A 22,798-nucleotide genomic window follows, 5' to 3' on the forward strand; every position below is an offset into this window, starting at 1 on the left:
CTTTGCAGCAATAAAAGTCCGATGACGGCCTGCGCGCGGTTGGTTGTTATTGGTTTCGTCGGCGCTCTGATAGCCGCATTAACGGCAGTTGCGATGCGGACTTGAAGTTTTTATACGTCTGAGGAAAGGCGGGAGATGAGGCGGAAAGAGTTACAAGGTGGGTGGGAGGATGGCTGAGCGGGGGGGCGGTAGTTGCAAGGCTGCGCAGGGACAAGCTGGGAGCGACGGACGAATGCAGCTTGCCGCGAGGCGTCTGCGGCTCGAGCGGCAATGTGAGGGCTTTGAGTTGCGGGAAAGGAGACCTGCGGCTTGGGCCGCGCGTCTACGGCTCGGGCGGCAATGGCGAGTTTAAGCGGGCAAGCTGGCCCGCGCGCGCTTGGGCGCACCGCGTCTGCGCTGCGCAGCCGAACACAAGCCTTTGAACTACGACGAAGAAACCAGGCGAGCGCAGTTCAGCGTCGCCCCCAACAACCTACCCGCCCAACTCCGCCCGCGTCGGAATCGAAGGCTGAGCGCCGGCGCGCGTCACCGACAGCGCCGCGGCGCGCTGCGCGAAGCGGATCGCCGCATCCACGTCCGCGCCTTCCGCAAGCTGCGCGGCGAACCCGCCGATGAACGTATCGCCCGCCGCCGTCGTATCGACGGCTTCGACTTTCGGCGCGTCGTACAGCACAGGCGCCGCGCCTTCGAGCGCCGCCTGCACGCCGCGCGGGCCGAGCGTCACCAGGACATTGCGCGCGCCCGCCGCGCGCAGCACGGCAGCGGCCGTCGCCGCCTCTTCGGGCGAGCCGACCGGCAAACCAGTGAGCGTCGCGGCTTCCAGCTCGTTCGGAATCAGATAGTCGATCAGCGGCAGCCACTCGGCGGGCAGCGGCCCGGTGGCCGGCGCCGGGTTCAGAATGACCGTCTTGCCGAGGCGCCGCGCCGCGGCAAGCGCCGCGTGCACCGTGGCGAGCGGCGTTTCGAGCTGGCAGATCACCACGTCGGCGGCAGCCAGCACCGCTTCGTGGCGCGCGATCGTCTCAGGCGTCACCTCGCCGTTGCTGCCGGCGACGATCACAATCGCGTTCTGACTCGCGTCATCGACGACGATCAGCGCCACGCCCGTCGCCTCGCGCCCGGTTTCGAGCGCCGCGCAGTCGATGCCTTCCGCCTCCAGCCCCGCGCGCAATTGCGCGCCGTTCGCATCGGCGCCGACGCAGCCGAGCATCGACACCTGCGCGCCGAGCCTCGCCGCGGCCACCGCCTGGTTGCCGCCCTTGCCGCCCGCGACCTGCGCGAAGGTGCGGCCGGCCAGCGTTTCGCCGGGATGCGGCAGACGCGGCGCGCGCGCCACCAGATCCATGTTCAGACTGCCGACCACTGCCACGCGTGAGCGCGTTTCCTTACTGGCCACTCATTTCTCCCGTTGTCCTGCTTCTAAGCTGCCGATACGCCGCGCTGCACTGCAGCCCGATCACGCGGCCAGATGACGCTTTCCCGCGCCCGCCCACGTCGCCGTCGATTCGCGCACGATCAGCCGCGGCGACACGACGCGCCTGCGCCCGCCCGGCCGCGCGTTCGCCGACGACTTGCCGGCAATCCGTTCGATCAGCGTCTGCGCGGCCATGTCGCCGAGCGCGCGCACCGACTGCCCGACCGTCGACAGCGCCGGATAGGTGAAGCGCCCGAGCTCGATGTCGTCGAAACCGATGATCGAGCAGTCGCGCGGCACGCTGATATTGCGCTCCGCCGCCGCGCGCAGCGCGCCGATGCCCATCATGTCGTTGCAGGCGAAGATCGCCGACGGCTTCACGGTGTCGAACAGTTGCGCCGCCGCGCGATGGCCGCCGGTACCCGAAAAATCGCTTTCGACGATCGCGTCCGGCGGAATCTCGATGCCGCGCTCGCTCATCGCGCGAATGAAGCCGTGCACGCGCATCGCGCTCACCGCCGTGTCGACCGGCCCGCTAATGCAGCCGATCCGCACGTGCCCCAGTTCCAGCAGATGACGCGTGGCGAGATACGCGCCCTTCTCGTGATCGATCTGCACGAGGTCCGCGTTCACGCCTTCAATATTGCGGTCGACGATCACAAGCGGCTCGCGAGCGTCGGCAAGCGTCTGCGCGAGCACCGCGTCGTCGCCGGCGGACGCGACGATCAGCCCGTCGATACGCTTTTCCTGCAGCACACGCAGATAGTTGCGCTGCTTCGCGGGGTCGTCGTCGGAATTGCAGAAAAACACGCAGTAGCCGTTGCGGGAGCAACCGTCCTCGATGCCGCGCGCCAGTTCCGCGAAATACGGGTTGGTGCTGTTCGGCACCACGAGTCCGATGGTCGCGGTGGCGCGCGCCTTCAGCGAACGGGCCACCGCCGAGGGCACATAGTGAAGCTGGCGGATGGCGAGCTCGACCTTCGCGCGCACGTCGGCCGACACCGGCCGCGAGTTGTTCACGACGTGCGATACCGTCGTGAAGGACACGCCCGCCACGGCTGCTACATCCTTGATCGTCGCCATAACCTGTTGCTCTCCCGCCTGTTTTTCCCGCCAGTCAGACTTTGCGCCGACCCCGGGACGTCCTCATCGAACACGCCGTACTCATGAATTCTTACGCTTTACCGCAAATCGCCCTTCTGGCACCCGCCACACGTTACGCTGAACATGTCAGGCGCGTTTGCGGCGGCTGCGATACGTATCCAGCACCACCGCGACCACGATCACCGCGCCGGTAATCATCCGCTTGGTCGGCTCGTTCGCGCCGATCTGCGCGAGGCCGGCCGCCAGCACCGAAATGATCAACACGCCAAAAAACGTACTGATGACCGAACCGCGCCCGCCCATCAGACTCGTGCCGCCGATCACCACGGCCGCGATCACCTGCAGTTCCATGCCGACGCCCGCGTTCGGGTCAGCCGCTTCCAGCCGCGAAATCTGGAACAGCGACGCAAGGCCCGCGAGCGCGCCCATCAACGCGAACACGATCACCTTGTACGGCCGCGGATTGACGCCCGCGAGCCGCACGGCTTCCTCGTTCGTGCCGATGCCGACCAGGTAGCGGCCGAACACCGTGCGCGTGAGCACGAGCTGCGCGATGATCATCACCGCCACCGCGATCAGGAAGGCCGGCGAGATGCCGACCGCGATCGGGTTCGACAGAAAATCGAACGCATCGCCGATATAGGCGGTGCGCGAATTCGTCATCTGATACGCGAGGCCGCGCGCCGCTTCGAGCACGCCGAGCGACACGATGAACGACGGGATCCGCCAGCCGACCGTGACCGCGCCGGTGACCGTGCCGGTCAGCGCGGCGGCTGCGACGCCGAGCAGTGCGGACGGCAGCGGGCCCCAGCCCCACTTCAACGCGGCCACGCTCACCACCGACGCGCCAAGCGCAAGCACCGACCCGACCGACAGATCGATGCCGGCGATGATCAGCACGAACGTCATGCCGACCGACATCACCACCAGATCCGGAATCTGGTTGGCGATCGTGCTGAACGTGTCGTACGTCAGAAAGTGCGAACTCAGCAGCGAGAACAGCACGATCATGGCGAGCAGCGCACCGGCGAGGCCGAGGTAGTTCGAAAAGCCGAGCCGGGTGCCCGCGGGTTTGCCGCTCGCGAGCGGCGCCGACGGATCGGCCGGCGGCGCGGCGTTTGCATTCGCATTCGCGGCGGCCTTGCTCCCATCCGCGCCATGTTTCGCGCCCGGCGCGTCGCGCAACGATTGATCGGTCATGACAAACTCCCTGCTTCATTGGCGTCGAGGTCGTGCAGCAGCGCTTCGCGGCCGCGATAGCCGGCGAAAGCGGCGGCGAGCAACGCGTCTTGCGACCACGTGCCGCGCTCGAACACACCGGTCAGGCTTCCCGCCGACATCACGCCGATCCGGTCGCAGATCAGCATCAGTTCGCGCAGATCGCTCGACACCACGACGAGCGCGCGCCCTTCACGAGCCAGCGCGCCCATCAAGCCATAAATATCGAACTTCGCGCCGACGTCGATGCCGCGCGTGGGTTCGTCGAATAACAGCACGCGGCAATCGCGCGCGAGCCAGCGGCCGATCACGACCTTCTGCTGATTGCCGCCCGACAGCTCGCCGACAATCTGCGCCGGGCCGGAGCTGCGAATCCGCATCGCGTCCATCTGCTTTTTCGCCAGCGCGTTCTCGCGCTTCGCATCGACGATGCCGTGCCGCGCCACGCTGCCGATGTTGCCGAGCGACACGTTCGCCGCGATCGGCTGCGGCAGCAGCAGACCCTCGCCTTTGCGGTCTTCGGTGATGAGCGCGATGCCCGCGCGCACCGCGTCCGACGGCGAATCGATCCTGACCGGCGCAGGCGGTGCGCCGGGCGTCGGAGCCAGCGCCACCGTGCCGCCGTCTTTCGGGTCGGCGCCGTAAATCAGCCGCATCAACTCCGTGCGGCCCGCGCCGATCAGCCCGCTGATGCCGAAGATTTCGCCCGCGCGGACTTCGAACGACACGTCGCGGACCACCTTGCCGCGCGAAAGCCGCTCGACCCGCAAGAGCGGCGCGCCGATCTTGCGCACGCCGAGATCGATCTGCTCGCCAAGCTCGCGGCCGACCATCCACGTGACGATTTCGTCGCTGGTCAGATTGGCCATTGCGTCGACGTGCACGAGGCGGCCGTCGCGCAGCACCGCGATCTGCCCGGCGACTCGCGCCAGTTCTTCGAGCCGGTGCGAGATATAGACGAGCGCGACGCCGCGCGCCTTCAGGCGCTCGATCTGCTCAAACAGCAGATCGACTTCGCGCGCGGTCAGCATCGCGGTCGGCTCGTCGAGAATCAGCACGCGGCAGTCGTCGATCAGATTGCGCGCGATCTCCACCATCTGCTGATGACCGATGCCAAGCTCGCCGACGAGCGTATCGGGGTCGATCGCGTCGAGCCCGACTTGCGCCATCGCGTGACGCGCGTCCTCGCGCAGCTTGCGGCGATCGATCCAGCCGAAGCTGAACGCGCCCGCGCGCGGCAAGCGGTTCAGGAACAGATTCTCGGCCACCGACAACGTCGGCAGCAGATTCAGCTCCTGCATCACCATGCGCACGCCGAGCGCCTCGGCTTCGGTGCGGCTCGCCGGCGCATACGGTTTGCCGGCAAGCTGCATGGTGCCGGCGGTCGGCTCGACGAGTCCGCCGATGATCTTGGACAGCGTGCTCTTGCCGGCGCCGTTCTCGCCGGTGAGCGCCAATACCTCGCCGGCGCGCAGCGACAAAGACACGTCGGCGAGCACCGGTTCGGCGTAGGTCTTGCCGATGCCGCTGACGGACAGCACGGCAGGCAAGGCGTCGTGGTCGGTTGAATCCATCGCGATCCTGTTTCGCGGCGCGAGGCGCGTCTCACACGATCTGCTCGGGCGAGACGGCGCCGGGCGCCGCGCGGTCAATGCCGGCCCAATGCGCGGAATGCGCAGGCGCTCTGGCCGCGCTCCCTCTCGCCGCACGGCCGCCGTCATGACGCTTACCTCTGAATTAACGGCGGCCCGGCGGGTTTCTTGAGCGGCTATTGAGCGTTCATTGAATAGTAGGCGCGGATTCGCGTGCTGATGCGGCGCGAATCCGCGCGCCCTGCTAGTCGGTCATGCGCTGGCGGCGCTTATTTCGTCACCAGGTCGCACGGCGTTTCCACCACGCCCGACAACTGCGACTGCTTCTTGTGCTCGCTCAACGCTTTCAGCGCGGTGTCGATGCCGAACACGGCCTGCTTGGCGGCGTACTGGTCGGCGGTGGCGAGCACGCGGCCGTCCTTCAGCATCGGCTTGATCGCATTGATGTTGTCGTAGCCGACCACCATCACCTTGCCTTGCTTGCCTGCCGCGCGGATCGCGGAAACCGCGCCGATCGCCATGTTGTCGTTGCCCGCGAGCAGCGCCTTCAGGTTCGGGTACTCGTTGAGCATCGCGGAAGCGACCGCGTTGCCCTTGTCGATTTCCCATTCGCCCGACTGCACGGACACCACCTTGGCGCCGACCGCCTGCATCGCGTCCTTGAAGCCGGCCGTGCGCTGCTGCGCATTGGTCGTGGTCGACACGCCTTCGAGGATGCCGACCTCGTCGCCCGCCTTCAGCTTCTTCGCGAGATAGTCGCCGACCTTCTGCGCGCCCTTGCGGTTATCCGGTCCGACGAACGGCACGTTCAGGTCTTTCGACTTGAGCACGTCCGGGTCGAGCCGGTTGTCGATATTCACAACGATGATGCCCGCGTCCACCGCTTTCTTCACGACCGGCACGAGCGCCTTCGAGTCGGCCGGCGCCAGCACGATCGCGTCGACCTTGGAGACGATCATCTGTTCGACGATGCGGATCTGGTTCGCCGTATCGGTCTCGTCCTTGATGCCGTTCGTGATCAGGTCGAACTGCGACGGGTTGTGCTTCTGATAGTCCTTCGCGCCGTTTTCCATCGTGAGGAAGAACTCGTTGGCGAGCGACTTCATGACGAGCGCGACTTTCGGCTTATGAGCGGGCGCCGTCTGGGCATAGGCGGCGGAAAACGGCAAGGCGGTGCTGGCGGTGGCGAGGATTGCGGCCGCCACGATGCGGCGGCGAATGCGATTGCTCATGCATATCTCCTGGGTTTGTCAGGCTCTGTCGAGCCGTATTTTTAGTTACGCGCAAACGTTTGCGGGACTCATTCTCAGCGCATCGCGGCCAAACTGTCAACGATCCAAAGTGTTGCAGTGCATCGGCGCGCAAAAAGTGCGGCGCGTCGGGGCGGCTCGCACGAGCGCCCGACGGCCGGGCTCCGAAACGCCTCGCAGACGGTCCGGCAGACGATGGTTGGCAATGGGTCCTCGCTTGTGTCCGCGTGTGACGGTGTTGCCGTCGGCTGCAATCTCCGCCGCCGACGGGCCGCCTATGCTGGACTTTTATTGCGCCGCGTGCAAGCAGGACCGGCGCGCAAGCGCGGCTTTGCGCTCAGAGCCAGCCGGCCTTGCGAAAACGCCAGTAGAGGATGAGGTCGACGGTGAGCATGATCCCCAGGCAAAGCGGATAGCCGTAGCGGAAATGCAGCTCGGGGATGTTCTGAAAATTCATGCCGTAGATGCCGGCGATCATCGTCGGCACCGCGAACAGCGCGGCGAACGAACCGAGCCGCTTGGTCACTTCGTTCTCCGCAAGCGAAATCATGCCGAGATTCACCTGCACGGCGGTTACGACCATTTCGCGCCGTCCGTCGATGATCCGCACGATCCGCTCAAGGTGGTCGTACACGTCGCGAAAGTAAGCCTGCATGCCTTCGCAGACGCTCGGAATGCGCCCGCCCGTGAGCTTGCTGATCGCTTCCTGCAGCGGCGCGATGTGATGCTGAAGAATCACGAGGCGCCGCTTCAGCGAATACAGATCCTGAATGATCGCGCGCGATGCCGCCGAATTGTTGCGCTCGAAAATGCGGTCTTCGATGGCTTCGATCTCGGTGTTCACCGCGTCGATGATCGGGAAATAACGGTCGACGATGTCATCCGCAAGCGCATACAGCACGAACGCGGAGCCCGCCTTCAGCAACTGCGGCTCGCGCTCGCAGCGCGCCCGCACGTTCTGAAAACCCGCGCGCGTGCCGCGCCGCACCGACAGCACATAGTTCGCTCCGACGAATACGTCGACCTCGCCGAGCAGCAGTTCGCCGTCCTCGTCCATCTCGACAGTGTGCATGACCGCGAACAGCGACTCGCCGTACTCCTCGATCTTCGGCCGTTGATGACCGTTTTGCGCGTCTTCGATTGCGAGGTCGTGCAGACCGAACTCGTGCTTCATCACCGCGAGCTCGCCCGGGCCCGGATCTTTCAACGCGACCCACACGAAACACTCGGGCCGCGCGACGTAGTCGCTGATGCTATCGATGTCGATGTCTGCCAGCTTCCGGCCGTCCTGATAGGCGGCGCAATTGATCAGCATGTTGGTTACCCTGAAAGCGGAACAGAGCGGGCTGCATCGCGGCACACGCGTGCAAGCCCCTCTGCATGAATGGAACAAGTAACCGTCATGTTAAGGGCTGCGGGCTGCGCTCATGTATCGATTTGTTAAAGGCCCCGGCGCTTGCGCGCCTCTGCGTTCTTCTTCATGATCGATGCAAAGGAAGACAGTAAGGAGACTGCAATGTGGTATTTGAATTCGATGCCCGCTATTGCCGCGGCGGTTCGGATGGAGGACAGCTTGTCGTGAGCCGCCTCGTTTTTATTTGCGGTCACGCGGGCACCGGCAAGACGACGCTCGCAAAAATGCTGATCGGCAGGTTGATGAAAGCAACCGGGTCGCCGTTCTGTCTGCTCGACAAGGACACGCTGTACGGCGGCTATAGCGCGGCCGCGATGGGCATGCTGACAGGCGACCCGAACGATCGCGACAGCCCGCTTTTCCTCGAGCATTTGCGCGAGCCGGAGTATCGCGGGCTGATCGACACCGCGCGCGATAATCTCGAACTCGGCGTGAGCGCACTGGTGGTCGGGCCGCTGTCACGCGAAGTCCGCGAGCGGCGGCTTTTCGATCGCGCGTGGCTCGGCGTCGGCGACGATGTCAGCGTGCGCGTGGCGTGGGTGCATGTGTCGGAAGAGACGGCGCAGCAGCGAATCGTGGCGCGCGCCAATCCGAACGACGCGTACAAACTCGCTCACTGGGACGAATACCGTCAGCGGCGCTTCGTGCCGGCCGGCGACATGTGCAACGATCTGCTGATGTTCGATAACACGGCGCCGAGCGCGGCCGATTACGACGCGCTGCTCGCGCGTATTCTCGGCGAGCCGCAGTAAACGAAAAAACGCGCAAAAACGCCCCACGTATGGGGCGTTTGCGCTTTCAGCTTCTATCGAAGATGGTTCGTCAAACCGTCGCGAGTGTTTGCAGCGAGTCCAGAGTTTGCCCTTCATAAAGCTGGCCGAAGCGGTTGCCGAGGAAGTCGCGCAGCGACACCTGCTCCTGACGCACGAAGCCGCGTTGCGGCAGCTTCTTTTCGCGGAACAGATCGAGCACCGCGCACATCGCGCCGGCCGTCGTGATCTGGATCGCGCTCATCGGCACGCCGCAAACTGTCTTCGCGAAGATCTTGCGGGTAAACACTTCCTGCACGAGTTGCCCGTCGCGCATGCCGCTCACGGTGATGAACACGAGCACCACGTCTTGCGCGGTCGACGGCACCGAGCGGCGCATGATGCTCTTGAGCGTATCGCGGTCGCTGGAAAGACGCAGGTCTTCGAGCAGGAACTGCATCAGATTGCGGTGGCCCGGATAGCGCACCGACTTGTAATCGAGCGATTCGACGCGGCCCGACAGCGTTTCGCAGAGCGTACCCAAACCGCCCGATGTATTGAACGCTTCGTACTCGGTGCCGTCGAGCGAAAAATGTTCGAGGCCTTCGAGCGGCTGCACCCACTGCGTGCGGCTATCGCGAATCGCTTCGCACGGCTGGCAATATTCGTTGATGAGGCCGTCCACGCTCCACGTCAGGTTGTACTTCAGCGCATTGGTCGGGAATTGCGGCAGCGCGCCGACCCGCATCTTCACGTCGCGAATCTCCGTGAAGCGGTTCGCGAGTTCGTGCGCGGCAATGCCGATGAAGCCCGGCGCGAGACCGCATTGCGGCATGAATGCGTGTTCGGCGTCGTCGGCGATCGCGCGGATTGCGTGGGTCGCGCGCACGTCTTCGGTTAAGTCGAAATAATGCACGCCCGCGCCCTTGGCGGCAGCCGCCACGTTCACCGCGAGATAATACGGCAGGGCATTGACGAGCGCATCGAAGCCATGAATCGCGGCGCGCAGTGCGGCGGCATCGGCGGAATCCACGCGGCGGGTCGCAATGCCTTGCGCGGCGAGTTTGTCGAGCGCGGGCTGATCGCGGTCGAATGCGACGACGTCATAGTCGCCGGTTTCGCGCAGCATATGCGCAATGGTGTGACCGATCAGACCTGCACCAACGATGGCAACTTTCATGTTCTTCTCCTTTGTCGATCGGAGCGGCGCGTGAGCACCTCGTCCGGTTCATTTCGTGCGCTGTCTCCAGCTTCAGGTGCGCCGCGATCGAGCGCGGCGCGCGGCGGGCTGAACCCTCGAACGACAGTGTAGGGAGAAGCAAAACCAGTTCATACGCGCAAAATGCTGCGTAATGACCATCAACTTCGACGTTTTGACGAGCCACGCCGACGAAACGTCAGGAACGCGTCAAAAGCGCCATAAAAGATCATCTAAAAAACGTCGGCAACGTGCGCTTCACACCATGCCGCGATCGATCTTGCGCGCGAGAATGATCGAGGTCGTGGTCCGCTCCACGCCCTCGAGTCCGCCGATCTGATCGAGCAGATCGTTCAGACGATCGGGCGAATCCGCACGCAGCCAGGCGACGTAGTCGAATTCGCCGCTCACCGCGCATAGCAGTTGCACCTCGGGCATCTTGCCGAGGCGCTTTTGCACAGCGGGCCCATGCTTCGGCGCGATGATGATCCCCACATACGCATAGATGCTCGAATCGAGCACGTCCTGGCCGAGCCGCACGCTGTAGCCCGCGATCACGTTGCTGCGCTCGAGCCGCGCGATTCTGGCGATCACGGTGGTACGCGCAACGCCGAGCTGGCGCGCGAGATTGGCGACGCTTTCTCGCGCGTTTGCCTGAAGCAGCGCCACGAGGTTGCGGTCGAGATCGTCGAGTTGGTCGAGGCGCGGAGGTCTCATCGGAGAAGGAAGAAGAAGTGGTCGGAGTGGTGCGGATTATCGCGCGTCTTCAGTGCCATGCGGCGCGTCTTCAAACGCCGAAGCGCTCGATCACGAAGTCGATGAAGCTGGTCAGCTTGGGCGTGGCGCGCCGATCGCGCGGATAGACGAGATGCACGGGCGCGCCTTGCGGCAGATGCTCTTCCAGCACCGACACCAGTTCTCCGCTCTCGATCTCGCGTGCGAGCAGCGCCTCCGGTTGCAGCACGAGGCCGAAGCCGCGCAATGCGGCGACCTTGAGCGCCTGACCGTTATTCGCGCGAAAACGTCCTGCGCGGAGCGGGTTTTCCGTTGCGCTTTCGCCGCCGAGCCTCCATGTCCCCTCGCGGCCCCAATGCAGGAAACCGAGACATTCGTGATGCGCGAGATCGGCCGGCGTGCGCGGAATGCCCGCGCGCGCAAGGTACGCCGGCGACGCGCACGCGCGCATGCGATACGGCTTCAATGGCCGCGCGACAAAACTCGAATCCGGCAGATGGCCGATGCGCACCGCTGCGTCGAAACCTTCTTCGACGAGGTCCCTCATGCGGTTCGACAGGTCGAGTTCGAGCGTGACGTCGGGCCATGCGCTCAGATAATCGGTCATCGCCGAAGAGAAGACTTCGACGCCGTAGGTGAGCGGCACCGTCACCTTCAGCACGCCGCGCGGCGCGGCGGCCATCGCTTCGGCGAGCGACTCGGCGTCCTTCACGTCCGCGAGAATGCGCCGGCACTGCTCGTAGTATTGCCGGCCGATCTCGGTCAGGCTTTGACGGCGCGTGGTGCGCGTGAGCAGCCGCGTGCCGAGCCGCGTCTCGAGCGAACGGATGTGTTTGCCGACCATCGCCGACGAAATGTCGAAGCGCTCCGCTGCCGCCGTGAGGCTGCCCGCCTCCACCACGGCCACGAAAATCTCCATGCTGACGAATTTATCCACCCGCTATTTCCTGTTCGTTTCGGTTGTAAGCGTTTGTCGCACAAGAGCCGCATTGTAGGGATATCGTGATACTAATAGCGGCGACCGTAAGGATCGAGCGATCCGCATCATGACGCCTGGCGAGTTATCCGGCGTTATGTCACGTTATGCCGCGTCATGACGCGGAACGCTCGCCGCACGCACTGGTCCAATCGTCCCAATTCGAATAGACATCAGGAGTTTCGATGAAAAAAGCACTGGTCTTGCTGGCCTCCGCAGTCGCGATGAGCGGCGCATTCGCACAACAAGCCTCGGCGCCGGCAGCGGCGCCCTCGGGCACGGCCGCGTCCGCGCCCGCCGCGAAAGCTGGGCATGAGCGCAATGTCGAAGACCGCATCGCCTATCTGCATTCGCAACTGAAGATCACGCCCGAGCAGGAGCCGCAATGGAAAGCATTCGCCGACGTAATGCGCGGCAACGGCCAGACGATGGGCGAACTGTTCAAGGAACGCCGCGCCGCGACAAACCTGTCCGCGCTCGACGACATGAAGCAGTATGCGACCATCGCGCAGGCCCATGCGGACGGCGTGAAGAAACTGGTGGACGCATTCGATCCGCTCTACAACAGCTTCTCGCCGGAACAGAAGAAGCTCGCCGATACGACGTTCCATCGCGAAGGCGGTGCTGAGGGCGGGCGTCGTCATCACGGCAAGGGCAAGAGCGGCAAAGCGGCGCCGGCTCCGGCGAGCGATGCGACGGTGAAGCCTTAACGGATTGCAGGCGCGGTGCGTGATGCAAGCGGCGCGGTTCGAAGCTAGACGCCGTTTGTTCTGAGTGCCGCGCCCGCTTCGCGATGTGCGCCGGATTGCATCACGTCGAATCGGATCGCATCGCGTCCCGCACGTCGCACCGCAAAAGAAGCGCTCCGTAAGATGCGTCTGGCATGATGCGAGTCCGCGCTCGATCACATCGAGATCGCGGCGCCGCCGTCAACACACCTTCTGCCCCGCTTCATGAACCACCTGAAAAATCTCGACCTGAGCCAGGACCCCGCCGCCCGGCGTGTCGTCAAGGACGAAACGGTCAACGTCGAATTCGCCGCCACGCAAGGCGAACTGATGAGCCTCGAAGGCCCGAACCGCTATCTGCCAGGCGACGCGCTGATCACCGGCTCGACCGGCGACCGCTGGGTCGTGTCGCGTGAACGCTTCGACGCGAAGTATGTTCCCGCCGATGCCGCGCTCACGCACGGCGAGCCCGGCGCCTATCGCAACCGCCCGGCCGTCGTGCTCGCGAAAGAGATGCACGAAGCGTTTTCGCTGGCCCGCTCGGCGAACGGCGGCGACGTGCTGCGCGGCGTGGCCGGCGACTGGATCATGCAGTACGCGCCCGGCGATTACGGCGTCGTGCAGGCCGCGCGCTTCGCAAAGGTCTACCGTCTCGCGGACTAAAGCACGTCACGCGCGCGTTACGCAAATTCGTCGCCGAGATCCACGGTGACTTCGCGCGGCACCGCTTCGCCATTCGCATACTGTTCCTCGAGCGAGCCGATGCTCGCCTCGACATACGCGCGCAACACCGCGAAGCTGCGGCCGCGCAAGCGTGCAGGCAGCGCGCGGTAACGCGCGAGCGCCGCCGGCGCGATCTGCACCGTCATCACGATGCGTCGCGCGGTCGCGCCGAAGCGCATCGCGACCCAGTGAATCGCCAGCGTGGGCGTGCCGTCTTCGGCGGCACGCTGGATGAACTGCGTCTGCTCGGGAAAGAGATCGCTGATGACGCGCGCCAATTCCTCGAACTCGGGATTCGCGCAGTCGTATTGGTAAGCTTCCATGGATGTGCCGAAGGTCATAGGCATGCGGTGGATGGCCGTCGATTGTAAAGCAGCGGCTATCGAGGCCGCTGCGGCGCAGCGGCCGCAGCGACGCCATCATCCTAGCGAGGCAGTTCCGTCACAGCGTCCGCGACGGGACGCCGCAACGTCTTGAACAGCAATCCCACGACGACGACCGCTGCGAGCGCATAGACCGCATCGACCGCGGCAAGCGGCACGAGCTGCGCCTGGAACAGCGCGGCGGGCACGTCGACGAGCGCATGCAGCGCGATTGCGAGCGGCAGGATGCCGCGCCAGCCGGCGCGCAGCCCGCGCCACATCAGCACCGACAAACCGATCTGGAAGACGAGCGCCGCGATCCGTTCGAGCGCGAAAATGCCGGCTGTTTGCGGCGTCAGACTCGCGAGTATCAGGTGGATGCGCATCAATGATTCGGTCGGCAGATTGCTCAGATAGCTGTCGAGCTGGCCGCGGTTTTCGAACACGGCGAACAGAATCCATTGAACCTGCACCATTACGCCGACGAGCCACGCTTCCGCGCCGCCATGACCGAGTCCGTACGCGAGCGCGGTGCCGTCGTCGGTGCGCGGGGTTTGTTGCGCGGACGCGGGCGTTGCAGCCGCCCTTGCAGACGCACGCTTAATCAGCAGGCGCATGCCGATGAACCGCCCCACTTCCTCGCAGATTCCCGCGGCCAGCGCGCCATACACGACGAAGGCCAGCGGATGCGACAGGAACGTCGCGGTCGCCTCGTTCCGATGCAGCACATAATCGTTCAGCGCGCGCTCGATGACCATCGCGAACAGCGCGAATACGGCGATGCCGGCGATCGCCGGGCGCGGCTTCAGCGCAAGCGGCCGGCGCAGGCGGCGGTAAATGACAAACGGCAAAGCGGCGACGACGAGCGTCGCGAGCGCGAGGCTCGACAGAGTGAGCGGTGCAACGACCATGAGTTTCCTTGCGATGACTGGCGCGCACCCGCTGCGCGCCGCAGCCCGAATGATCGCAGATCGGCGGGAAACGGGCGGCGAAGTTCGCGAGGATGGGGGTGCGGCGAGTGGCGGGGGCGAATGACGTCGCGCGGTGTCGCGCAGTGCCGCGCAGTGCGCTCGCAGCGCGTGAGCCTGTCAGCTCGCCGTCGATGCCCGCACGATCAACTCCCCCGGCAGCAGACAATCGCGCGCCGTGGTCTGCACGCCCTCGATCCGCTCATGCAGAAACTCGACCGCGCGATAGCCGATGTCATAGGTCGGCTGGCGAATCGTCGTGATGCCGGTCAGTTCGGCCCACTCGGGGTCGTCGATGGAAAGCAGTGCGACGCGTGTCTGCCAGGCGTCGCCGTAACGCGCCTTCAGATGCAGCGCGAGCCGCAGCGCGACCGGCGCATTCGCCGCGAACACGGCGATGCGGGCATCAACGCCGATTCTGCCTGCGCGTTGATGCGCGGTGTCGATGGCGCGGTCCAGTTCGGCGAGGCTGTGATCTGTTTGCGCGACGTCGGCGAGATTGAGCACGAGCGTATGACCTTGCGCAGCGCTTGCATCAGCATCGGCATGGGCACCCGCATCCGCATGTGCCCGCATCGCGTCCCGAAACGCCGCCTCGCGCAGCCGCCGCGAGCTGACCTGCTCGAACGGCTGCACGACGAACCATATTTCCCGAAAGCCTCTGTCCAGCAGATGCCGCGTGCCCAGTTCCGCCGCCGCGCGATTGTCGAGTCCGACGATGTCGGCGGCGAGGCCTTCGACGGAACGATCGACGAGCACCGCCGGAATCCCGCCGCCGCCCACCGGCCGCAGCGTTTCCTCGCGCACGCCGAGCGCATTGACGATCACGCCTTCGACGCGATACGTGGTGAGCAGTTGCAGATAGCGCCGCTCCATCTCCACTTCGTTCGCCGCGTGGCAGATGAGCGGCATCAGGCCGAGCGCGTGGCATGCGGCCTCGACGCCTTGCAGCACTTCGACGGTATAAGGATTCGTGAGGTCGGCGAGCAGCATGCCGATCAGCCGGTTGCGGCCGCGCTTCAGGCCGCGCGCCATCTGATTCGGCTGATAGTCGAGCCGCTCGATCGCCGCCTCGATGCGCGCGCGCAGTTCCGGCGACAACACGCTCATCTCGCCGTTCAGGTAGCGCGAAATGCTGGTCTTGCCGGTGCCGGCTTCGCGCGCGACGTCGGTGATCGTCGCGCGGCGCGGCGCGCCTTGAGATGTGGGCGTCGCGCTCATCGCGTGCTCACGCTCGATGCCATACGACGCCCCATGCAACTCAAGGTGCAACGCAAGATGCGTCGCTTAACGAACGACCCGGCCGCCGAACGCTTCATCGCGACTGCCGTCACCGTTGCAATACTTCGCGATTGACGATGTTCGTCGTCAGCGTACCGGCGAGCGCGGCGACGAGGTTTTCGGCGGCATTGCGCGCCATCGCATGACGCGTCTCGTGCGTCGCCGAGCCGATGTGCGGCAGCGCGACCACGTTCGCCATCTGCAATAGCGGCGAGTCGGCGGGCAACGGTTCCTTCTCGAACACGTCGAGACCCGCGCCGTGAATCGTGCCGTTTCGCAGCGCGTCGATCAGCGCGCTTTCGTCGACGATCGCGCCGCGCGACGCGTTGATGAGGATCGCGCTTTTCTTCATCGACGCGAGTTCTTTTGCGCCGATCATGTGCCGCGTTTCTTCCGTGAGCGGCACTTGCAGACAGACGAAATCGGCAGTGGCGAGCAGTTCGGCCAACTCGACGCGGCGCGCGCCGTAAGCCGCTTCGGCCTCGGGGTTCGCGCTGCGGTTCGTATAGAGCACCTGCATGTTGAAACCGAGCGCCGCACGCCGCGCGACCGCGCCGCCAATGCGTCCCAGGCCGACGATGCCAAGCGTCTTGCCCTGCACGTCGACGCCGAATAGCGCGGGCCCGATGCTGTGCTGCCATTGCCCCGCCTTCACCCACGCGGCAAGCTCGACCACCCGGCGCGCGGACGCGAGGATCAGCGAGAACACCGTGTCCGCGGTGGATTCGGTCAGCACGTCCGGCGTGTGCGCGAGCACGATGCCGCGCCGCGTGAGATCGGCGACGTCGAACTGATCGAAGCCGACGGAGATCGTCGAGAGCGCTTTCAATCGCGTCGCGCCCTCGAGCATGGCCGGCGTGATCTTCACGCTCGCGCCGATGCCGCCGTCGGCCTCGCGCAACGCGGCGACGAACGCATCATGGCGGGCCGGGTCGACCTGCACCACTTCGACATGTTGTTGCAGATACGCAAGCACGTCTTCAGGCAACGACTTCCACGCGACGATCTTCTTCATCAGCTTATTTTCCTTGCAACGGTGTAGCGAGCTTGTGCCGCGGCGCTGCCGCCTGCTGTTGCGGCTTCACGATCAGCGTGAGGATAACGGCGGCGATCAGCGCGACGCTCATGAACGCGTACGATGCCGCGGGCGATCCCGTCGCGCCGTTCAGATAGCCGACCACATACGAGCCGACGAACGAACCGAGCGCGCCCATGCTGTTGATCAGCGCCATCGCGCCGCCCGCGACGTTCTTCGGCAGCAGTTCCGGCACGATCGCGAAGAACGGACCGTACGGCGCGTACATCGCGGCGCCGGCAATCACGAGCGCGGCATACGAGAGCCAGAAATGCGTGGAGCCGAGCGCATACGATGCCGCGAACGCGACCGCGCCGATCAGCAGGAACGGCCACACGAACACTTTACGGCGGTTGAGTTTATCCGATGCCCACGACGCCGCCAGCATCGCGATGGTCGCGGCGAGATACGGCAGCGCCGACAGCCAGCCGGTTTCGACCATGCCGAGCGTCGAGCCGTTCTTCAAAATGGACGGCAGCCACAGCACGAAACCATACACGCCGATGCTCCAGCAGAAGTACTGCGCACACAGCTTGATCACCGCCGACGAGCGGAACGCCTCGGCGTAATTGCGCACCGGCTTGATCGCGGCCTGCTCGGCGCGCAGCGTTTCGGCGAGCGTGTCCTTCTCCTGCTGCGTGAGCCACGACACCTGCTGCGGCTTGTCCTGCACGATGAACCACCAGCACACGGCCCACAGAATCGCGGGCACGCCCTCGGCGATGAACATATGGCGCCAGCCGAACGAGTGCACCAGATAACCGGACACGACCGACATCCACAACACCGTCACCGGATTGCCGAGAATCAGGAACGTGTTGGCGCGCGAGCGCTCGTTCTTCGTGAACCAGTTGCTGATGAAGATCAGCATCGCCGGCATCACCGCGGCCTCGACGACGCCGAGCACGAAGCGGATCACCATCAGCGACGGAATATTGCTGACCATGCCGGTCAACGCCGCGCAGCCGCCCCAGAGAACCAGGCTCCAGAACACGAGTTTCTTGACGCTGCGGCGCTCGGCGTAAATCGCGCCGGGAATCTGGAAGAAGAAATAACCGAGGAAGAACAGCGCGCCGATCAGCGACGACAATCCCTTGCTGATGCCCAGGTCCTGGTTGATGCCGGCGGCCGCCGCGAAACCGTAGTTCGCGCGGTCGAGATAAGCGAGGCTGTAGGTGATGAATACGATCGGCATGATCGTCCACCAGCGGCGGATCGCGAGAGATGAAGTCATGGGGTGTCTCCTTTTACGGCTTCCCGAAACAATGATGGACGGAGCTGGTGCGGCGCTTGTCGAGCGCTCTTGCTGTTATCGGTGCGCGGCTCGCGCCGTGCTTTGCTGGATCTGTCTTCGTTGCGCGCGGCGCTTCGATGCGTGTGCTTGCCGTTTCGATGCATGCGTGTGCCGCTGGCTGCCGGTGCGTGCGCGCGCTCGCCAGTGCGCGCCGCCTCTGCCGCCGAGGCGCCTGCGCCACGTTCGCCGCGCCTGCGCGTCATGCCGCATGCGCGACGCTCGCCGCATCATCGCGTTCGAGCGCATCGAGTTCGGCGCGGCTCGGCAAGCCTTCCGAATCGCCGATCACCTGAATCGCCAGCGCGCCGATACGGTTGCCGCGCGCGACCGCCTGGGGCAGCGTCTTGCCTTCCAGCAGCGCACTGATCACGCCGACGGCGAAGCCGTCGCCCGCGCCGACCGTATCCACGACGTTCGCGACCGGCTGGCCGGCGATCATCGCGGCATCGTCGGCGGTGCGGAAGTACGCGCCCTCGGCGCCGAGCTTGACGATCACGCCGCGCGCGCCCCGCTCCAGATAAAAGCTGGCGATGTCCTCGGGCTGCGTGTAGCCGGTCAGAATCTCGCCCTCGCCGATGCCGGGCAGCACCCAGTCAGCGAGCGCGGCCAACGAGTTCAAGCCTTCGACCATCGCGGCGCGCGACGGCCACAGCGTCGGGCGCAGGTTGGGATCGAACGAAATGGTCTTTCCGGCTGCGCGCATCTCACGTGCCAGATGAAACGCGAGTTCGCGCGAGCTCTCCGAGATTGCCGGCGCGACGCCGGTCAGATGCAGATGACGCGCGGGCAACACGTAGTCCGCCACGTAATCCGCGACCGACAGGTGACTCGCCGCCGAGCCGCGGCGGAAATATTCGACGGCGGGATCGCTGCCGTCGTCGTTCTTCGACTTGAGCTGGAAGCCGGTCGGATAGCGCTCGTCCGTGGTGACGCAACGCTGGTCGATGCCTTCTCTCGTCAACGTGTCGCGCACGTACTGGCCGAATGAATCGTTGCCGACGCGGCTCATCCAGCCGACCTTGAAGCCGAGCCGCGCAAGGCCGATCGCCACGTTCAGGTCGGCGCCCGCGATGCGTTTCGTGAACTGGCCGACGCGCGCGAGCGGGCCGGTTTCGGCGGCCACGAACATGGCCATGGCTTCGCCGTAGGTGATGATGTCCAGTGCTGCGGGCGGGTTGGTCATGCGTTGCTCCTGCTTGTGCGTCGGGCTTGTGGTGCGGTGGTGCGGTTGCTGCGGTTGGTGCCTTGGTGCCTTGGTGCCTTGGTGCCTTGGTGCCTTGGTGCCTTGGTGCCTTGGTGCCTTGGTGCCTTGGTGCTGTTGCTGCTGTTGCTTCTGTTGTTATGTCTTGTTTGCTGCTCGTTCTCTCAGGTTCTGGCTCTCGGCTTTCGGCTGTCGGCTTTTCGCTTTCGGCTCTTGGCTGCTCGCTCTCGGCCGCTGACTCTAGGCTGCTGACTCTCGGGCCTCAGTCCTCGCCACCGCCTACGCTGCGGCCAACCAGGCGACGCGCCGCGTGGCGTCGTCGTCGATGCAGGCGGGATCGAGCGGAAACTCGATCCCGCGCGGCACGCGGCGCGGCAGCCGGTCCAGCACGGCGGCGAAGCGCGCATCGTCGGCAGCCGGCGCGGCCGCAAAACGCCGCGCGCCCTCGCCCGCCGCGATCTTGCAATGCACGTACTCGACGTAAGGCGCGAGCGCCACAGCGGCGTCGAGCGCGGGCACGCCGCACCACGCCCAGTTGCCGACGTCGAACGTCATGCCGAGCAGATCCGCGTGACCTTCGCGCTGCAGTCCGTCGAACAGGCCGACGAACTGATGCAGCGAACCACCCTGCGTCAGTTGCCCGTTTTCGACGACGAGCCGAACGTTCGCGCCGTGCAATTGCGCGGCGATCGCGTCGCCGTGCGCGCGGTCCGCGAAGCCGCCGAGTTGCAGTTTGACGAAGCGCGCGCCGAGGGCCGTCGCTTCATCCACTGCGCGCCGCAGCGCGGCCGCGTCGAGCTGACCGTCTCCGGCGTACAGCGACGCCGGTGTCGAGTACACCGACCACAGGCCCAGCTCCGCAATCTGCTTGCCCAGTACCGCGAGGCACGCCGGCTCCGCGTCGGCTTCGTCGCCGAACAGCTCGCGACGCACTTCGAAACCGGTCGCCCGGGCGCGCCGGCTCGCCTCCGCCCACTTGCGATGACCCGCCGTGCGCACCGCGTCGGCGCCGAAAGCGCTGGCAACAATCGCTACTTCCACTGCATCCGTCATGTCGTCACTACCGTGTGTTTCGTCCCGCTTCCATCTATGGAACCGGTTCCAAAGGCGGATTTCAAAAAAGCGCCGAAGCGCTTGCGATAGGCGAATAGTGCGCTTGGGTTCGTGTCGGAGACCATAGTGGAAATCCCCAGGCGGGGCTGTGGGCTGTGTTGGCACGGCGCGCCGCAGCGCTCGGTGTCTACGCCCCATCCTCCAGACACAACGCCAAAAACCGCTTGACCGCACGCGACGGCGCGCTCGCGTGCGGCACGACAATCGACAGCCGCCGCGTCAGCGGCTCGGGGCTCAGCGAGAACACGCGCAGCGCGCCGTTTTCGTGCCGCATCGACATTGCCGAGACGAAGCCGATGCCCATGCCCGCCCGCACCGCTTCCTTGACGCCTTCGACGCCGGCAATTTCCAGCGCCACGCGCATCGGCACGCCCGCGCGGGCAAACGCACGCTCGACGACTTGCCGCACGCCCGAGCCCGCCTCGCGCACGATCAGCGGCTCCGCGCCGAGCGCGGCAAGGTCAAGCCCGGCATTTGCCGCATTTGCCGCGTCTGCTCCCATCCCCTCCGCGAGCCGATGCGTGCGCGGCATGATCGCCACGATCTCGTCCTCGCGCCACGCGTGCACGGCCGTATCCGGCGGCAGGTCGGTGCCGACCGGCCCCTCGATCAGTGCGATGTCGACCGAGCCGAGCGCGCCGACGATGTCGGTCGTATTGCCGTCGGCGGTATGCAGCGTCACGTCCGGATACTGCCGATGAAAATCCGCGATCAGGTAAGGCAGCAGATAACTGGCGGGCGTGGTGGTCGCGCCGATCCGCAGCGTGCCGTGTTCGAGGCCGCGCAGCGCGTCGCGGTACGCATGCGCCTGGCGCCAGGTGTCGCGCAGCCGCGCGGCGTACTGCGCGAGTTGCTCGCCCGCGGGCGTCAGACGCACGCCGCGCCCGTCGCGCTGATAAAGCGGCTCGCCGAATTCATCCTGAAGCTGGCGCAGTTGCCCCGACACCGCCGGCTGCGACAAATGCAGAGCCAGCGCGGCGCGGCTGATGTTCAGATGCTCGGCGACGGCGGCAAACGTTATAAGCTGATCAGGGGTCATCGCAACGAACTATCGGCAGCGCGGATAGTTTCCATTCTAAATCACGATTTTTCATATTCATATATCTAACTTAGGATTAGACCCATCGACTCAGTCAGTCCAAAGGCTGCACCCATGACCACCGCCCGCCTCACCGCCGCCACCGCCGAAGCGTCATCCGCCCGCGGCCAGCTCAACGGCATTCTGTTCGTCGCCCTGTTCGCCGCCGCCGTCACGCGCATCGCCCAGATCCCTGCGATTGCGGGGCTGGGGCTGAGCCCGCTGATCGTCGGTATCGTCGCCGGCGCGATTTACGGCAACGCGCTGCGCGACGGCATGCCGGCAAGCTGGGCGGCCGGCGTCAATTTTTCCGCGCGCAAGCTGCTGCGCATCGCCGTCGCGTTCTTCGGCCTGCGCGTGAGCCTTCAGGAAATCGCCCAGGTCGGTTTGCCGGGCCTCGCCGAATCGGTGTTGATCGTCGTGAGCACGCTCGTAATCGGCACGTGGGCCGGCATGAAAATCATGAAGCTCGACCGCGACACCGCGCTGCTCACCGCTGCGGGCAGCGCGATCTGCGGTGCCGCGGCCGTGCTCGCCTTCGAGTCGACGCTGCAATCCAAGCCGCACAAAAGCGCGATGGCGGTGGGCAGCGTCGTGCTGTTCGGCACGCTCTCCATGTTCCTCTACCCGGTTCTCTTCAAGGCGGGCTGGCTGCATCTCGACACGACGGGCGCCGGACTCTTTTTTGGCGGCACGATTCACGAGGTCGCGCAGGTGGTCGGCGCGGCGAGCAACGTAAGCCCGGAAGCGACGCATATCGCCACCATCGTCAAGATGACTCGCGTGATGCTGCTCGTGCCGGTGCTGCTCGTGGTCGGCTTGTGGGTCAACCGTGCGGCGCGCCGCGACGTTGACGCATCGTCTGCCAGCTCGCAACAAGGCGCTTCGGTTCAACAGCGTCGTCCGGGCAAGCTCGCGATTCCCTGGTTCGCGCTCGGCTTCCTCGCCTTCGTCGTGATCAACTCGCTGCACGTGCTGCCGCAAGCCGCCACCAGCACGCTCAACACGCTCGACACCTTCGCGTTGACCATGGCCATGACCGCGCTCGGCATCGAAACGCGCATTTCGCAAATCCGCGAGGCAGGTCCGCGTGCGCTGACCACGGGCTTCATCCTGTACGTGTGGCTGATTGCGGGCGGACTGGGTATCACATGGGCTGTCCAGCACTTCTTCGGCTAAGCCGCACTTCGCCCGAACACACCCCGCCGCGTGCGGGGTTTCGTGCGTCTGGGAAAGCATCCGGCCGCGCCGCGCGGCATACTGGCTGGCGTGCGAGAAACGCGAACAACGCAAACGACGCGAACGACGCAAAACAGCATCGCCAG

At 65.4% G+C, this 22,798-nt stretch carries 21 protein-coding genes; 4 read left to right on the forward strand and 17 right to left on the reverse strand.

The genetic code is table 11. The features are described from left to right. Positions 1 to 472: 472 nt before the first annotated feature. The 6 genes from rbsK to corA all read right to left on the reverse strand — a co-directional run bounded on the left by rbsK (position 473) and on the right by corA (position 7,893). Positions 473 to 1,396: a ribokinase gene (rbsK, locus tag CUJ91_RS09435; RefSeq protein WP_029968579.1), complete on the reverse strand. Its 924-nt coding sequence runs from the start codon at positions 1,394 to 1,396 to the stop codon at positions 473 to 475. Between the two features lie 60 nt (positions 1,397 to 1,456). Beyond that, positions 1,457 to 2,497, reverse strand: coding sequence for a LacI family DNA-binding transcriptional regulator (locus CUJ91_RS09440; RefSeq protein WP_006051708.1), 1,041 nt, complete (start codon positions 2,495 to 2,497; stop codon positions 1,457 to 1,459). A 147-nt stretch (positions 2,498 to 2,644) separates the two neighbouring features. Beyond that, positions 2,645 to 3,718, reverse strand: a complete 1,074-nt coding sequence (locus CUJ91_RS09445; protein ID WP_029968580.1) for an ABC transporter permease — start codon at positions 3,716 to 3,718, stop codon at positions 2,645 to 2,647. Next, positions 3,715 to 5,310 carry a sugar ABC transporter ATP-binding protein gene (locus tag CUJ91_RS09450; RefSeq protein WP_006051710.1) on the reverse strand — a complete coding sequence of 532 codons (1,596 nt, stop codon included), beginning with the start codon at positions 5,308 to 5,310 and terminating at the stop codon, positions 3,715 to 3,717. The genes CUJ91_RS09445 and CUJ91_RS09450 overlap by 4 nt, the downstream gene beginning before the upstream one ends. 287 nt (positions 5,311 to 5,597) lie before the next feature. Continuing rightward, positions 5,598 to 6,560 carry a sugar ABC transporter substrate-binding protein gene (locus CUJ91_RS09455; RefSeq protein WP_006051711.1) on the reverse strand — a complete coding sequence of 321 codons (963 nt, stop codon included), beginning with the start codon at positions 6,558 to 6,560 and terminating at the stop codon, positions 5,598 to 5,600. 355 nt (positions 6,561 to 6,915) lie between these two features. Next, entirely contained in the window at positions 6,916 to 7,893 is a 978-nt protein-coding gene (gene corA / locus CUJ91_RS09460) for a magnesium/cobalt transporter CorA (RefSeq protein WP_053858160.1), read from the reverse strand. A gap of 263 nt (positions 7,894 to 8,156) precedes the next feature. Here corA and CUJ91_RS09465 point away from each other — a divergent pair, with 263 nt between their 5' ends. Then, on the forward strand, positions 8,157 to 8,744 hold the full coding sequence (locus CUJ91_RS09465) for a P-loop nucleotide/nucleoside kinase family protein (protein ID WP_029968582.1): 588 nt from the start codon (positions 8,157 to 8,159) through the stop codon (positions 8,742 to 8,744). A 70-nt stretch (positions 8,745 to 8,814) separates the two neighbouring features. Here the strand turns inward: CUJ91_RS09465 and CUJ91_RS09470 are convergent, their stop codons facing one another. The 3 genes from CUJ91_RS09470 to CUJ91_RS09480 all read right to left on the reverse strand — a co-directional run bounded on the left by CUJ91_RS09470 (position 8,815) and on the right by CUJ91_RS09480 (position 11,611). Further along, a complete protein-coding gene (locus tag CUJ91_RS09470; protein WP_029968583.1) occupies positions 8,815 to 9,921 on the reverse strand; it encodes a saccharopine dehydrogenase family protein in 1,107 nt (368 codons plus the stop codon). Between the two features lie 276 nt (positions 9,922 to 10,197). Then, on the reverse strand, positions 10,198 to 10,656 hold the full coding sequence (locus CUJ91_RS09475; protein WP_006051715.1) for an Lrp/AsnC family transcriptional regulator: 459 nt from the start codon (positions 10,654 to 10,656) through the stop codon (positions 10,198 to 10,200). Positions 10,657 to 10,726: 70 nt separating this feature from the next. Beyond that, complete coding sequence (locus CUJ91_RS09480) at positions 10,727 to 11,611, reverse strand: LysR family transcriptional regulator (RefSeq protein ID WP_006051716.1); 885 nt, start codon at positions 11,609 to 11,611, stop codon at positions 10,727 to 10,729. Between the two features lie 224 nt (positions 11,612 to 11,835). Here CUJ91_RS09480 and CUJ91_RS09485 point away from each other — a divergent pair, with 224 nt between their 5' ends. Together CUJ91_RS09485 and CUJ91_RS09490 are read left to right on the forward strand one after the other, a co-directional pair. Next, positions 11,836 to 12,360, forward strand: coding sequence for a Spy/CpxP family protein refolding chaperone (locus CUJ91_RS09485; RefSeq protein ID WP_006051717.1), 525 nt, complete (start codon positions 11,836 to 11,838; stop codon positions 12,358 to 12,360). Positions 12,361 to 12,603: 243 nt separating this feature from the next. Beyond that, positions 12,604 to 13,041, forward strand: coding sequence for a PGDYG domain-containing protein (locus tag CUJ91_RS09490; protein WP_029968587.1), 438 nt, complete (start codon positions 12,604 to 12,606; stop codon positions 13,039 to 13,041). Between the two features lie 17 nt (positions 13,042 to 13,058). Here the strand turns inward: CUJ91_RS09490 and CUJ91_RS09495 are convergent, their stop codons facing one another. The 8 genes from CUJ91_RS09495 to CUJ91_RS09530 all read right to left on the reverse strand — a co-directional run bounded on the left by CUJ91_RS09495 (position 13,059) and on the right by CUJ91_RS09530 (position 21,434). Next, on the reverse strand, positions 13,059 to 13,424 hold the full coding sequence (locus CUJ91_RS09495; RefSeq protein ID WP_029968588.1) for a DUF3022 domain-containing protein: 366 nt from the start codon (positions 13,422 to 13,424) through the stop codon (positions 13,059 to 13,061). A 101-nt stretch (positions 13,425 to 13,525) separates the two neighbouring features. Next, positions 13,526 to 14,374: a YhfC family intramembrane metalloprotease gene (locus CUJ91_RS09500; RefSeq protein ID WP_107706767.1), complete on the reverse strand. Its 849-nt coding sequence runs from the start codon at positions 14,372 to 14,374 to the stop codon at positions 13,526 to 13,528. A 177-nt stretch (positions 14,375 to 14,551) separates the two neighbouring features. After that, complete coding sequence (locus CUJ91_RS09505; RefSeq protein WP_107706766.1) at positions 14,552 to 15,652, reverse strand: LacI family DNA-binding transcriptional regulator; 1,101 nt, start codon at positions 15,650 to 15,652, stop codon at positions 14,552 to 14,554. A gap of 109 nt (positions 15,653 to 15,761) precedes the next feature. After that, positions 15,762 to 16,727, reverse strand: a complete 966-nt coding sequence (locus CUJ91_RS09510) for a 2-hydroxyacid dehydrogenase (RefSeq protein ID WP_107706765.1) — start codon at positions 16,725 to 16,727, stop codon at positions 15,762 to 15,764. Positions 16,728 to 16,731: 4 nt separating this feature from the next. Then, positions 16,732 to 18,021 (reverse strand): MFS transporter, encoded by a 1,290-nt coding sequence (locus tag CUJ91_RS09515; RefSeq protein ID WP_053858166.1) that lies wholly within the window; start codon positions 18,019 to 18,021, stop codon positions 16,732 to 16,734. 259 nt (positions 18,022 to 18,280) lie between these two features. Continuing rightward, complete coding sequence (locus tag CUJ91_RS09520) at positions 18,281 to 19,264, reverse strand: sugar kinase (RefSeq protein WP_107706764.1); 984 nt, start codon at positions 19,262 to 19,264, stop codon at positions 18,281 to 18,283. A 297-nt stretch (positions 19,265 to 19,561) separates the two neighbouring features. After that, positions 19,562 to 20,335 (reverse strand): sugar phosphate isomerase/epimerase family protein, encoded by a 774-nt coding sequence (locus CUJ91_RS09525; RefSeq protein WP_107706763.1) that lies wholly within the window; start codon positions 20,333 to 20,335, stop codon positions 19,562 to 19,564. A gap of 187 nt (positions 20,336 to 20,522) precedes the next feature. Next, on the reverse strand, positions 20,523 to 21,434 hold the full coding sequence (locus tag CUJ91_RS09530) for a LysR family transcriptional regulator (protein WP_006051726.1): 912 nt from the start codon (positions 21,432 to 21,434) through the stop codon (positions 20,523 to 20,525). A 114-nt stretch (positions 21,435 to 21,548) separates the two neighbouring features. Here CUJ91_RS09530 and CUJ91_RS09535 point away from each other — a divergent pair, with 114 nt between their 5' ends. Continuing rightward, a complete protein-coding gene (locus CUJ91_RS09535; RefSeq protein ID WP_053858169.1) occupies positions 21,549 to 22,652 on the forward strand; it encodes a YeiH family protein in 1,104 nt (367 codons plus the stop codon). The last annotated feature ends 146 nt before the right edge of the window (positions 22,653 to 22,798 follow it).

The sequence above is a fragment of the Paraburkholderia graminis genome (assembly GCF_003330785.1).
Taxonomy (GTDB): Bacteria; Pseudomonadota; Gammaproteobacteria; order Burkholderiales; family Burkholderiaceae; genus Paraburkholderia; species Paraburkholderia graminis.